General features: G+C 48.6%; 13 protein-coding genes. 7 read left to right on the plus strand and 6 right to left on the minus strand.

Going from position 1 to position 13,274, the window contains the following annotated elements; genetic code table 11:
• Nucleotides 1-580 precede the first annotated feature (580 nt).
• Nucleotides 581-2,848, minus strand: coding sequence for a xanthine dehydrogenase family protein molybdopterin-binding subunit (locus tag G459_RS0123520; RefSeq protein ID WP_026969789.1), 2,268 nt, complete (start codon nucleotides 2,846-2,848; stop codon nucleotides 581-583).
• 12 nt (nucleotides 2,849-2,860) lie between these two features.
• On the minus strand, nucleotides 2,861-3,319 hold the full coding sequence (locus G459_RS0123525) for a (2Fe-2S)-binding protein (protein ID WP_026969790.1): 459 nt from the start codon (nucleotides 3,317-3,319) through the stop codon (nucleotides 2,861-2,863).
• A 322-nt stretch (nucleotides 3,320-3,641) separates the two neighbouring features.
• Here G459_RS0123525 and G459_RS0123530 point away from each other — a divergent pair, with 322 nt between their 5' ends.
• From G459_RS0123530 to G459_RS28440, 5 genes are all read left to right on the plus strand, one after another.
• Nucleotides 3,642-4,520, plus strand: coding sequence for a helix-turn-helix domain-containing protein (locus G459_RS0123530; protein WP_026969791.1), 879 nt, complete (start codon nucleotides 3,642-3,644; stop codon nucleotides 4,518-4,520).
• 108 nt (nucleotides 4,521-4,628) lie between these two features.
• Nucleotides 4,629-5,189, plus strand: a complete 561-nt coding sequence (locus G459_RS0123535) for a DapH/DapD/GlmU-related protein (protein ID WP_026969792.1) — start codon at nucleotides 4,629-4,631, stop codon at nucleotides 5,187-5,189.
• Between the two features lie 286 nt (nucleotides 5,190-5,475).
• Nucleotides 5,476-6,534 carry an alpha/beta hydrolase gene (locus G459_RS0123540; protein WP_026969793.1) on the plus strand — a complete coding sequence of 353 codons (1,059 nt, stop codon included), beginning with the start codon at nucleotides 5,476-5,478 and terminating at the stop codon, nucleotides 6,532-6,534.
• 8 nt (nucleotides 6,535-6,542) lie between these two features.
• Nucleotides 6,543-7,019, plus strand: coding sequence for a cupin domain-containing protein (locus tag G459_RS0123545; protein ID WP_245588239.1), 477 nt, complete (start codon nucleotides 6,543-6,545; stop codon nucleotides 7,017-7,019).
• Nucleotides 7,020-7,115: 96 nt separating this feature from the next.
• On the plus strand, nucleotides 7,116-7,610 hold the full coding sequence (locus G459_RS28440; protein WP_169725064.1) for a cyclophilin-like fold protein: 495 nt from the start codon (nucleotides 7,116-7,118) through the stop codon (nucleotides 7,608-7,610).
• Between the two features lie 92 nt (nucleotides 7,611-7,702).
• Here G459_RS28440 and G459_RS0123555 read toward each other — a convergent pair whose 3' ends face one another.
• Together G459_RS0123555 and G459_RS30035 are read right to left on the minus strand one after the other, a co-directional pair.
• Nucleotides 7,703-8,224 carry a VOC family protein gene (locus tag G459_RS0123555; protein WP_026969795.1) on the minus strand — a complete coding sequence of 174 codons (522 nt, stop codon included), beginning with the start codon at nucleotides 8,222-8,224 and terminating at the stop codon, nucleotides 7,703-7,705.
• Between the two features lie 122 nt (nucleotides 8,225-8,346).
• Nucleotides 8,347-8,514 carry a hypothetical protein gene (locus tag G459_RS30035; protein ID WP_157373436.1) on the minus strand — a complete coding sequence of 56 codons (168 nt, stop codon included), beginning with the start codon at nucleotides 8,512-8,514 and terminating at the stop codon, nucleotides 8,347-8,349.
• 204 nt (nucleotides 8,515-8,718) lie between these two features.
• On the opposite strand from G459_RS30035, the gene G459_RS0123570 reads away from it, so the two are divergent.
• Nucleotides 8,719-9,027, plus strand: coding sequence for a hypothetical protein (locus tag G459_RS0123570; protein WP_026969797.1), 309 nt, complete (start codon nucleotides 8,719-8,721; stop codon nucleotides 9,025-9,027).
• Nucleotides 9,028-9,072: 45 nt separating this feature from the next.
• On the opposite strand, the gene G459_RS0123575 is transcribed toward G459_RS0123570, so the two are convergent.
• Nucleotides 9,073-9,765 (minus strand): cyclase family protein, encoded by a 693-nt coding sequence (locus G459_RS0123575; RefSeq protein WP_026969798.1) that lies wholly within the window; start codon nucleotides 9,763-9,765, stop codon nucleotides 9,073-9,075.
• A gap of 248 nt (nucleotides 9,766-10,013) precedes the next feature.
• Between G459_RS0123575 and G459_RS0123580 the strand changes: the two genes are divergently transcribed.
• Nucleotides 10,014-11,282: a homocysteine S-methyltransferase family protein gene (locus tag G459_RS0123580; RefSeq protein ID WP_026969799.1), complete on the plus strand. Its 1,269-nt coding sequence runs from the start codon at nucleotides 10,014-10,016 to the stop codon at nucleotides 11,280-11,282.
• A gap of 223 nt (nucleotides 11,283-11,505) precedes the next feature.
• Here G459_RS0123580 and G459_RS0123585 read toward each other — a convergent pair whose 3' ends face one another.
• On the minus strand, nucleotides 11,506-12,717 hold the full coding sequence (locus G459_RS0123585; protein WP_026969800.1) for a PQQ-dependent sugar dehydrogenase: 1,212 nt from the start codon (nucleotides 12,715-12,717) through the stop codon (nucleotides 11,506-11,508).
• Between the last annotated feature and the right edge of the window lie 557 nt (nucleotides 12,718-13,274).

Here is a 13,274-nt window from a genome sequence, read left to right on the forward strand (position 1 = left end):
TTCTCGATTTTCTCTGTTCCTGATAGTTTCGGTAGGGAGCGGGTTGGTTTGGAGCAGGATCTTCCAGTCTTCCACTGCTCAATCGCCTTCTCCTTGAGAAGGAAGGGATGAGGTAGAAGAAAGCCTGTCCCGAGATGTTAATACCGATGGTTAGAGAATTGGGAAGCCAGTTTGCGGGAGGTCAGAAAGGTGAGATTTAGCCGGAGGCCAGCATGTATTCCATTTTCTGTTTCCTCCCTAGTGCTTTGGCTTTGGATGTAAGCAGCTTTGAAAGAACCAGCATTTCAAAGCCTACCACTGCTCAATCGCCTTCTCCTGAAGGAGAAGGAAGGGATGAGGTAGAAGAAAGCCTGTCCCTAGATGTTAATACCGATGGCTAGGAATCGGGAAGCCAGTTTGTAAGAGGACAAACCGTTAAGAAACAACCCGCCGCGGCGGACTGTTTTAGGTTTGGGCCAGGTTGCAGGGTAGGCACCCAATAACCCAACGTAAAAAAACAGCCCTCCATGAGTCGTTATTTTTCAACAAAGACTCTTGCCAGATTGGTAATTGGGTATCAAAACCGACTTTATGTCGTCAATTACATCTTCAAATTCTGCATCTCCAGTTGCGGAGCAAAAGGCTGCTCGTAATACCTTTTTCCAGTTGCTTTGTAGAGCGAGTTGGCCAAAGCCGCAAAGACAGGAGGGAAGAAGGGTTCGCCCAGTCCGGTCGGGTCTTCCTTGCTATCCACAAAGTGGACCTCAATCGCTCTTGGAGCCTCCTTCTGACGGATCATGCGGTACTTATCAAAATTGGTCTTCGTCGCTACGCCGTTTTCAAAGGCCAATTCACCGAAAAAGGCATTGCCGATTCCATCCACGATGGCACCTTCTCCCATGTTGGTGGCTGCATCCGGATTGACCACAATTCCACAGTCCACGGCTGCATAGACCTTTTCTACAACAGGTTTGGAATCCACAATCTTGGTGTCCACTACCTCAGCGACATAGGAATTGTGGCAGAAATAGGCCGAAACCCCACGGTGAACACCTGCTGCTGGAGTGTTCCAGTTGCATTTCTCACGTACGAGTTCCAATATACCGGCGTATCGCTTGGCATCGTAATCGTTTCTTTCTCCCACTGGATTGGTCTCGGCCCGCTTGAGCAATTCCAGTCGGAATGCGATCGGATCTTTGCCCATTTCCTCCGCCAGTTCGTCCAGAAAGCTTTGCTCAGCAGCAGCCATGAAGTTGGAGCCAGGTGCACGGAAAGCACCAACGGTAATATTGGATTCAACTTGCCAGCTTTCAGCCAAGTAGTTGTCCAAAGCTCCGGCGGGAAAACGATTGGCACTGAGTGGGGATTCTGGAACACCACCTGCTTTCACATGGAGGGCGAGGAGGTTATCATTTTCATCCAAAGCAGCCCGATAAGTTGCTGAATAGGTGGGGCGATAGATGCCATACGTCATTTCGTCTTCCCGGGTATAGACCATCTTGACCGGCGCTGCGATCTTTTGGGAAATCAATGCTGCTTCCAACAAATGGTGACCATAAGCTCTTAGCCCAAATCCTCCGCCCATTCGGGCTAGATTGATCTTGATGTTTTCTATCGGCATTCCTAACCGATCAGCTAAGGCTGCACTCATAGGCTCTGGCCATTGGGTAGGACCATAAAGTTCGGCCTTGTCAGCAGTCACATGGGCAAAGAAGTTGGCGGGTTCCATCGTGTTGTGGGCCAGGAAAGGAGCAGTGTAGGTTCTTTCCAATACTTTCGTCGCCTTTTTAAACGCCCCTTCCGGATCACCGTCCCGTCGGACTACATTCCCGGGTTTTTGAGTGTACTCGGCCATTTTTTCCTTGTGGTATGCTGTGCTTTCCAGCCCTTCGGGTACGGTTACTTTGAACGGATTTCTACCTCCAAATCCCGTCTTGGTAAAGCTCGATTCGGGGGCATTTTCCCACTCGACTTTCAGATTCTTTTTTGCCTGAAAAACTTCCCAGGTGGAATTTCCCACGACAACGAGAAGTTCGGGGAAGGTCGCGACATCAAAGAAGGTTCTTACATAGTTTTCATTGAAGATATTAATGGTAAACACATCCTGGATTCCGGGCATTCCCAAAACAGAAGAGGCATCAAAGGACTTTACCTTCATCCCAAAAGCAGGAGGATGTACAATGCCCGCGTACTTCATTCCTTCTACTTTGTAGTCGATCCCGAAAAGCGGCTTGCCAGTCACAATTTTTTCGGCCTCCACATTTTTCTTTGAGTTACCGATGATCTTGAATTCGGCAATGTCCTTTAATTCAGGGTTTTCAGGTACCTCAATCGTAGTGGCCAAGGATGCCATTTCGCCGTAGTGGGCTTTTTTTCCACTTCCTTTGTGCTCCAGGATCCCGGCTGAAGTGGTGATCTCTGAGGCGGGGACATTCCAGGTTTTTGCTGCCGCGCCGACGAGCATCGCCCTGGCGGAGGCTCCCGCTGTCCGAAGTGGTGTCCATCCCTGGCGGATAGATTGGCTACCTCCTGCAGACTGCCGTTGGAATCGCTGGGTATCAAAATTGCCCTGCTCCACGATCACTTTTTTCCAATCCACATCCAGTTCCTCGGCAAGGATCATCGGCATGGATGTTTTTATGTTCTGCCCAAACTCAGGGGAAGAGCTGTAAAGCGTCACGACACCGTTTTCGCCGATCTTGATATAGCTGTTGAGCTCAAACCATTCCTTTGGCATCGCCAAAAGCTCCTCCTCTGTGGTAGGCTTACATCCTGCCAACCAGCTAAAGCTGAGAACCATTCCTCCGCCTGCCAAGGCCGAGACTTTCAAAAATGACCTGCGGTCCAATTTTTTGTCTAAAGTTGCCATAGTTGTCTTGGGTTAGAGGTTTTGGGAGGCAGTCATCACAGCGGCTTTGATGCGGGTGTAGGTGCCGCAGCGGCAGATATTACCGTTCATGGCGTTTTCGACCTCTTCTTCTGACGGGGTGGGATTTTGCTGAAGCAAGGCCGCAGCTGTCATGATCTGACCGGCTTGACAATACCCACACTGAGGTACATCGTGTTCCATCCAGGCTTTCTGCACCGGATGGTCACCTTTTTCAGAAAGCCCCTCGATTGTGGTAATGTTGGTGCCCTCGACAGACGAAACTGGAAGTTGACAGGAGCGAACTGCATTGCCATCGAGATGGATGGTACATGCCCCGCATTGCGCGATTCCACAACCGAATTTGGTTCCCACCAAGCCTAAGTGGTCGCGGAGTACCCAAAGCATGGGAGTGTTTGGATCGACATCGACCTGTTGGGACTTGCCGTTGATGTTGAGATTGTATTGGGCCATAGTTGTAGTAATAAAGTGTTGAAGATAAAGATTTCCCGTTGGGGTTATCTTAAGAAAATCAAACAGAAAGTTGCGGGATTCAAACGGATCTCAAGGGATGTATGCGTTGATGGCCAATACCTTAATTTAATTGGATAATTTTACTTCCACGACTTCTCTTTTGACAAAATTGGAGGCACCATGCCAGTGTCTGACTAGTGGATAAATTAATTCCCCGAGCCCAAACCAAAAAGGTGAAGTGCATCAAATCCTTCAGATCACCCTTGATGTGGATTCTAAAGCAAAGGCAAGGACCTAATATTTGATTTTCTTAACTTCAACGATGAACAGTTCACTTCCCCGACCCATCTCCGATTTCAACGCACGGCTTAAGCTCAAGGGATTCAATGCATTCCAGATTGAAAGCGACGGAGCCGCCACTCGCGTTTATAGCCGCAAGGACTTTTACAAGATCTGCCTCACCACCGGGAAAAGTCGGATTCACTATGCCGACCGCAGTTTTGATATGGACGGAACAATCCTCTTCTTCGGGAATCCCCATATTCCTTACTCCTGGGAGACGATTTCCACCTCGTATGTGGGATACACCTGCCTGTTTTCCGAGGATTTCCTGAAAGTGTCCGAACGGTCAGAAGTACTGCTCAATTCGCCCTTTTTCAAATTGGGAGGCACACCAGTCCTGCAGATCACAGAAGCCCAGCGTGATTTTCTCAACGGCCTGTTTATAAAAATGATCGAAGAACAGGAATCTGAATACACCTACAAGGATGACCTGATCCGCAACTACATCCAGCTGATCATCCACGAAGCCATGAAGATGCAGCCTTCGGACAATTACGAGCAGCATAAGAATGCGGCTTCCCGGATTTCGGCAGTCTTTCTTGAACTGCTCGAGCGGCAGTTTCCGATCGAAACCCCGGACCAACCCCTGCTTTTGCGAAGCCCAAAAAGCTATGCAGACAACCTAAGTGTCCACGTCAACCATCTCAACCGGGCCCTGAAAGAGACCACCGGCAAGCCGACCTCAGTTCTCATCAATGAGCGGATCATTCAAGAGGCCAAGGCCCTGCTCCAGCATACCAACTGGAATATTTCGGAGGTAGCATTTGCCCTGGGTTTTGAGTACCCAACCTACTTCAACAACTTTTTCAAGAAGCTAACCGGTGTCAACCCCAAGGCATTCCGGGCCGTGGAGGTTTGATTTTCTTAAGTGTTGATTTGATTTGCTTTAACACGTAGAGCGGAATTTCATCGAATTTTGCATTGTTTCCAAAGAAAACTGATGCGCATTCAAACTCAACCCCTCCTCATGACCTTAGCTGAAACTTTTGACAGATTCCAGTCCGGGGAAGTGGTACTTGCAAGCGACCCGGCATTCGCCGTGGTCAATGCGATCGTGCCTGAAACCTTGCGATTGATCGGTAAACTCAATGCAAGTGGGGATATCGCCGAAGCCAGGGAAATCCTGAGCCAGATTTTCGGTCAGGAGCTGGACAAAACAACAACCGTTTTTCCTCCCTTCACCACCAATTTTGGCCGATTCACCACGATCGGAAAGAATGTATTTATTAATCATGGCTGCTCATTTCTAGACTTGGGAGGAATTACAATTGAGGATGATGTTTTGATCGGACCTCAGGTAAAATTGGTGACCGAAAATCATCCGTTGGATCCGACTGCACGAAAAGGTCTGATTACCAAACCGATTATCATCCGGCGAAATGCCTGGATCGGTGCTGGAGCGACCATCCTTCCCGGAGTGACAGTGGGCGAAAACGCTGTCGTAGCCGCCGGAGCAGTGGTCTCAAAGGATGTTCCTGCCAACACGGTGGTAGGAGGAGTCCCTGCTAAGTTCATCAGAAATATATAGCAGCGCGGGATCATCCAAGATCCTAAGCTCCCTCCCGTATTCCTCACGTCTTCCTGAAAATCTGAGCCTAAGCTGAGTCAATACTTTCCTGCCGGCAATTGTTTGAAATCCTTAAGCTTTGGATTGAAAAGCTTTAACCCTTGACCTTTCCCACCGCCTACCTTTGCTTCTGAACTTCAAACCAACTCAAGGTGATGAAACCGGATCTTACTGGGCGGTCAAACTCTAGTTCGACAAGCTGTGATGCGAGATTCCATCTAGCCAACCAAAAACCAACTATTACGAGATGAAAAGAATTATCAAATCCATGGCCCTGTCCCTGATGCTTGTCGGACCGGCCTACGCACAAGACGCAGCGATAGCGACTGCGCAATCAGAGAAAACAATGACGATGACAAACGAACAATACACCTTTCCACTCAGCGACGCGGTGACACGCCAAAAAGTAACCTTCAAAAACAGGTATGGGATCACCCTGACCGGAGACCTCTATCTTCCAAAAAACACAGGAACCGAACCGCTACCCGCATTGGCGATCAGTGGCCCTTTCGGCGCGGTGAAGGAACAATCCTCGGGCTTATATGCCAACCAGATGGCAGCGCGTGGCTTTGCAGCTTTGGCCTTTGATCCTTCCTACACAGGTGAAAGCGGTGGTGAGCCCCGCAACGTCGCTTCGCCCGATATCAACACAGAAGATTTCAGTGCGGCAGTGGACTTTCTTGGCATTCAAAAAAACATAGACAGGGATAGAATCGGCATCATTGGCATCTGCGGATTTGCCGGTTTTGCCTTAAATGCTGTTGCTGTGGACAAGCGCGTGAAAGCCGTCGCGACCACAAGCATGTATGATATGAGCAGGGTAAATGCAAAGGGTTACTTTGATGCAACCACACCTGAGCAACGCAATGACTTACTGGAGCAAATGGGTGAGCAACGATGGAAGGATGCCGAGAATGGAACGTTTGCACCTTCCTCAAATAACCTTCCTGAAAAATTGCAAGGCGATGAACCTCAATTCGTAAAGGAGTACTTCGATTATTACAAAACCCCCCGTGGTTTTCATCCGCGTTCTTTAAACTCAAACGGTGCCTGGACAGCGACTACTCCGGTATCGTTTATGAACATGCCGCTGCTGACTTACATCAAAGAAATTTCACCAAGGCCAATGCTAATCATTGCAGGTGCCGATGCCCACTCACGGTATTTTAGCGAGGATGCTTACCAGGCAGCTTCGGAACCCAAGGAGCTGATGATCATCCCTGACGCTGTTCATGTAGATCTATATGACAGGATTGAAATCATTCCCTTTGATAAACTTGAAAGCTTCTTTAAAGAAAATCTGTGATGGAAAAGATGAAAATCAAAACCAGTATCCTTTTATTCCTGTTGATCACCCTTGGTTTGATCCAAGCCTGTAATGAAAAGCACGGCGATGAAGAACTTGACTTTATCTTTCCAAAAGGAGCACAGGGCTCTGCGGAGACCTTCACCGGCCAAGTGTGGAACTATGGGTTGCTTCCCAGTGATAGCGCCTTGAGTACATTGGTAGGCAATGTCTACTTTGAACCGGGGGCCCGAAGTCACTGGCATTCGCATCCGGCAGGACAGATCTTGCTTATCACGGATGGGGCTGGATTCCACCAAATCGAGGGTCAGCCCAAGCAAACATTGAAAAAAGGCGATGTGGTAACCTGCCCACCCAATGTTCTTCACTGGCACGGTGCCAGCCCTGACATGGGGATGCAGCAACTCTACATCATTCCCAATACAGAAATAGGCATTGTAGAATGGAAACATGCTGTATCAGAAGAAGAATACCTATCCAACTAATACGTCAACAAACAATGCTACTGACCATTTCGGCTAAAGGCTACGCAGGCTTCGATACTTCCGGAAAATTAGTCCCCACTTTCTAGATGAAACACGATGAAACTTCCACTCAAAATCAGCTCCCTGACTTTGGTCCTGCTTTTTGGATTGATTTCCCAGGCATGTACCTCCTGTCAAGGGGCAGAAGATGCCCGACCCACTCCAGACTCTGAAGAAATGAAACTTACGGAAACAAAAATCAGCATTCAGGTAGGCAACACGACCTTTACCGCCACCCTGGCTGACAAACCCGCAGTCGCTGCATTGCTTCCTTTGTTGCCCCTGACCCTGGACATGGCCGACCTCAACCGGAATGAGAAAACTGGCCAGCTTCCCCAAAATCTTCCCACCCAGACCTATTCCCCGGGGACTATCCAAAACGGGGATATCCTGCTTTGGGGAGCCAACGACTTTGTGATCTTCTATGAGACGTTTTCTTCTTCGTATTCCTACACCCGTTTGGGCAAGATCGACGATCCCAGCGGATTGAAGGAGGCTTTGGGTACGGGAGACGTAAAAGCCACCTTGACTCTAGTGGCCGAGACGAATTAAGGAGCTTCTGTTTTCGGTTTCCCGTCTTCCACTGCGTATAGCGATCGGCGTTTATGGGAGGTTTTCTAGGAATGATTACGGCTAATACTCATCTATTCCAAAGGCCCTATCAGTTCAATGAAGATCCCATCAGGGTCCTGAACCAGCACAAAGTATAAATTCTCATTTAATGGGGTAGGCGTACTGCCCAACAACTTCACGTTCTTTTCCTTCAATCGTTCGATCACCGGATTCAGCGCTTTTACATTGATGGTGATATACTGAACACCAGTTCCATCCTGGATAAACTCCGGTTTGGACTCCGCTTGTTCATTGCCAAAGCTCATCAGCTTCCATTCATTTGCATTCGGGCTATTCTCTAATTTTAGAACGGTGACATCCACAGGAACTCCGTTCGAAAGACCCGAACGCTTGGAAAACTCCTCATTGATGGTGAAGCTATAGGCCTTGACCATACCAATCCCGTCGACATAGAAGTCTAACGAACGGTCCAGATCAGATACCACCACACCCAAACCAATCAAATTACTGCTAAAGTTTGATTGAGAGTAGGCTGTAGCATTCACCAGTAGAGCAGCGACAATAACAAAGATTTTCAACAGGGAGCTTTTCATGAGTTTCAGACAGTAAATCGTTGAGAGGTTGTAGACCGGCCCAAATTAGCAAAAAATTCATCTTATGTGCGGAGTTGCAGAGTGGAGGTTAGCGCGAGCCTGTCCCGAGTTGTTAATTCCGATCATTGGATAATCGCGAAGAGCAGCGGATCGTGAAGCCAGCCTGCAGGGCCGGGTCTCATCTTGTCCCTGATGCTTTCGGGATGGTACTTTTGGATCAAATCCTGTCCGGACCGCCGCAGCGGATCGGGAAAAAGGACAAAGAGAAATAGAAGACGGAGGTTTCCCAAGGTTCACTCAGCCCTTGACCTGCTTCAATTCTGGACTTGGGATCGATTGGCGAAGTTTTTGTTACTTTGATAGCTATAGGCCGCGCCGGAATTTTGATCTTTTTCTTCCCGATTTCCTGCGGCCCGTTACACAAAACCATCCACTAGCTCCTGTTTCGTTCCGGTTGCCCTATCGGAAGTACAGGTTCACTAATTTGAAAACGCATGGATTTCAGAAAACTGGTTAAGGAATCACTGTCCATGCTGGACAAATCCGACAAGGGAATCATCTTCCAGGATATCGACAACCAAGTTGTCCACGTCGCTGATGCGGCATTTTACGGGAAACAGGTTTTTCCGAAGAATCTTGTCCAGCTCCTCAATGACAATTTTAATATGTCCGGCTTTCCCATCGACGATCCGCAGTTCCGAAAAGATATCCTGGAATTACTGGGAAAGTACGAAGTCGCGGCAAAGCAAAAAACCAGGAAAAAGAGCCTGGTACTGGATCCGGATTTCGGAAAGATCGTTTGAACGGAGGAGGAAGATTGCGGTAGAAGATAAAACCTCCGTTACCCCTTATTCAAATACTGCCACAGCCCGTACCGGTGATCCGGTTCCGCCCCTTATTCTAAGCGGTAGAGCAATAAATCTAAAACGTCCGCGGCCTATCAGTTTGTCCAGATTGATCATGTTTTCGTAGTGGGTAAAGCCCATTTCGCCGCAAATCCGATGAACTTCTTTATTGGATATCCCCGGTACACCGGGCGACATGGTCTCTACCCCAAACGCCGCTATTCCTTTGTTCCCCAACCATCGGGTGGCTTCCGCGGTGATGCCGGGACCATTGTTCCAATGCTCAGTCCCAAAGAACCGCTTATAATGATCGGTGCAGAGCAATACAGTATCACCTTCGCGGATGGACAGCCCTGCGTCTTTTAAGGATGATTCGATCTCCTGAGTGGTAATCAATTCTGACAGTCCCTTATGCGTGAAATCCAGACAAATGCCTTCCGTGTAAAACATCGAAAGCGGCATGGTGTCAATTGACTGTTCCGAGTACATGGAGCCCATGTGATTTAATGCGTCTACGTGGGTACCTGTGTGTTCGCCCAGCTCCATCTTGAGCACACTTGGAGTCCTCGTCGTGGCGTCCTCGATCCGTTCCCATTGTTCATGCGTGGCGTGGATGCTTATTTTTACTTGCGGAAGGCCCTTGAAAACAGGCATTCCATTATATATCTCTTGGCTTAAATCGACTATCTCTACCATCAATTTTTTGGTATATCCCACGAAAGTTAAATGCAGGAGAATCGGGATTTCGCTCCTGACAGACACATCAAATTTAAACAAACCTGTCCGCTTCCGGCGTAGGTCTTCTATACTTCTAAGCTGTGGTGAGAAGATACAGGTGAGGTAATTGAATTAGTGTGGATTTTTGGAGTTTTGTTATTAGAATTGTTAAGGGTCAGGGCTATGGTGAGACAGCGAAAAAAATAGATACATAAGATAACATCCCTATGAGCGAAATTGAAATTGAAGCCAAGCAAAGAATTTTGATTCTTGACGGTGCAATGGCGACAATGATACAACCACTGAAACTTGCCGAACAGGATTTTAGAAATGAAGCATTACAAAATCATCCGATTGATTTAAAAGGGAATAACGACCTGTTAAACTTGACGAGACCGGATGTGATCAAGAATATTCATTTAGAATACCTGCATGCAGGTGCAGACATCATTTCCACTAATACATTTGGTGCAAACCGTATTTCCCAGGACGACTACGCCGTTTCGGATTTAATATTTGAAATCAACTTAGCAGGGGCAAGGCTTGCCAAAGAAGCAATTAACGAATATCAGAAAAGGAGCATTGACAAGCCATTATTTGTGGCCGGAGCAATGGGACCGACCACAAAACTCGCTTCCATGTCGCCCGATGTCAACAATCCCGGTTTCCGGGCAGTTAACTTTGACCAGTTGGTAGATGCTTACACAGAGCAGGCAGATGCTTTGATTCAAGGCGGTGTTGACTTGTTTTTGCTTGAAACCATTACAGATACACTCAATGCAAAGGCAGCTCTGTTTGCGTTGATGACACTGTTTGAAGAAATCGGCAGGGAATATCCGATAATGGTGTCAGGGACAATCACGGATGCAAGCGGACGGATCTTGTCAGGTCAGACTATTGAGGCATTCCTGATTTCAATCTCTCATGCGCCACTGTTGTCTGTTGGGCTAAACTGCGCCCTAGGAGCAAAAGAACTGAGACCCTATATAGAAATATTACACAAAGAGAGTCCTTTCATGGTTAGCACGCATCCCAACGCAGGATTGCCCAATCAATTTGGAAACTACGACCAATCAGCCGGGGAGTTTGCGGACTTAGTTGCAGGGTTTGCCTCTAATGGCTGGCTCAATATTGTCGGCGGCTGTTGTGGCACGACACCCAAGCATATAGCTGCGGCGGCCAAAAAAGTTAAAAACATACTACCGAGAAATTTGCAAAGAGAAACAGATAAAATGAAAAGCAGACAAACTGAAACCGACTCCAAGACACGAAAGGCTATCTCTGATTGGACTGTTTCAAGTTCCCGACCCACGTTCAATTTAAAAGATTTGATGGGGCTGGTTTCTTCAATTGAAGACGAACAGACATTTTTAACTGTAAAATCAAAGTTTGACAAGGAGCGGCAACTTTATCACACTGAGCAGTCAATGCTCTTAAACGCGCACTTGTTCAGCAGGTACCAGTATTTAAGGGTTGAAAACCGGCTGTCGAGATGAAAAGGTCCAGTCGATTGTAGGCGTATTGATCTCGACAGTCAACCGGATAACCTGTCCCGAGATTTCAATCCCGATCGTTTAAGAATCGGGAATCGGGAGTTGGGGGTGAGGTAGATAGTCTGTACCAAGTTTTCAATCCCGATCGTTACAAGCATCGGGAAGCGCGGCGGATCGGGAGAAAGAAACAAAGAAAAAACAACAATGACTGCTCCCAAGGCCCAAACTATGGATATCGGACGAGGTATATCACGCCATTGGTGTCGTCAGAGACCAGCAGTGAACCGTCCGGCCTGACAGTCAACCCTACCGGTCTGCCAAAGTGAGACCGGTCGTCATCAACTAGGAATCCGCTCAGAAAATCCTCGAACGCCGTCGGTCTTCCCTCTTCAAAGCGGACTCTGCAGACCTTATACCCGGCAGGGGAGCTCCTGTTCCACGAACCTCTAAAAGCAACAAACGCGTCTCCCTGATAGTCGGCAGGAAACTGGTCACCCTCATAAAACACCATATCCATTGGTGCTGCATGCGCATCATACATCAACGAGGGGACTTCAGTCATCTCCCGATATTCAGCATAGGTCATGTCTTTCGGCCTCGGGTGTGGGTTGTATTTGCCGTCGTCGTAGATGTACGGCCAACCGTAGAATGCACCCTCGCTGATTTGATTCAACTCCTCGTGCGGTTCGTTGTCACCGAGCATGTCGATATTATGGTCCATTCCCCACAGATCCTCCGTGACGGGGTGCCAGTCAAACCCGATGGTGTTCCTTAACCCCTTTGCGTACACCCGGATGTCGCTTCCGTCCGCATTGGCTCTGAGTAGGGTGGCATGCAGTTCATTGGGTTCTGCGCAGGCATTGCACGTGCTGCCGACCGAGATGTAAAGCATGCCGTCGGGACCCATCCCGATGGTTCGGTTGGGATGTTGGCCCCCGTCGGGCAATTGGTCGGTGAGCAGTGTCGGGGTTCCCAGTGTCCCGTCGCCGTTCATCTCGGCCGTGTATAACTCTTTGAGCGTCACCATGTACAGCATGCCGTCATGCAGGGTGAAGTCGTGGATGCCCGCAATCTCCGCTACGACCTCTTTTCGCTCCGCCCTTCCGTCGCCGTCAGCATCTTCCAGCAACAGTACCTGCCCGGCTTTCCGGTTTGCAACATACACCTGCCCCTCAGGATTGGCCACTATCATTCGGGGTTCTTCGATGTCCTCGGCAAACTTCTGCACCTGAAAGCCAGCCGGAACCCTCAGTTGAGCGACGCGGTCATCCGTGGCTTCTACCAACGCCGGGATAAAAACAAAGGTGTTTTTTTCCGACTGGGTAGGATCGTCGGATGTCTCTGGAACAAACGTTTCCCAAAAATCGTCGTCGACACAGGCTACAACTAGGGCCGACACGGCCGCCAGCAGGATGAAGGATTGGATGACTTTTTTCATGACGGGATGCTTGGTGCTTTGATTCGAACCCACCAAAAATATTCCATACCTACTCTGCCCTTGTCTCTGCGGCAACCAGTCGTCCGATCCGGTGACACCGCCAAAGGGCCGAGCCGTCACGAAAACGTAAATAGAGAGCCATACCAGATACATAGATAGGTTTCAGTACTTGGAAGGACCAAGAGGAGGCTCGGTGTTTAGTTGAAAAAAAATGCCCGGAAATCCGGGAGCTGCTGTGCCCGGTCAATCACCTGTGAGCTTTCGTTCTCACTCTGTGCAAAAAAGCTTCCTGTAGAGAATCGGGAACTGCAGCGTATCGGGAGGCCAGAAGGGTGAGATTTAGCCGGAGGCCAGCATGTATTCCATTTTCTGTTTCCTCCCTAGTGCTTCGGCTTTGGATGTAAGCAGTTTTGAAAGAACACAGATCTCCAAATCTTCCACTGCTCAAGCTCCCTCTCCTAGAGGAGACGGGGGACAAGCCGTCAAAAAATCTTCTAGCAGAGGGCCAAGCGTGAAGAATCTTTCCGATGGAAAGATTTAGCGAGGAGCCAGCATGC

The organism is Algoriphagus terrigena DSM 22685, assembly GCF_000429445.1.
GTDB classification, from domain to species: Bacteria; Bacteroidota; Bacteroidia; order Cytophagales; family Cyclobacteriaceae; genus Algoriphagus; species Algoriphagus terrigena.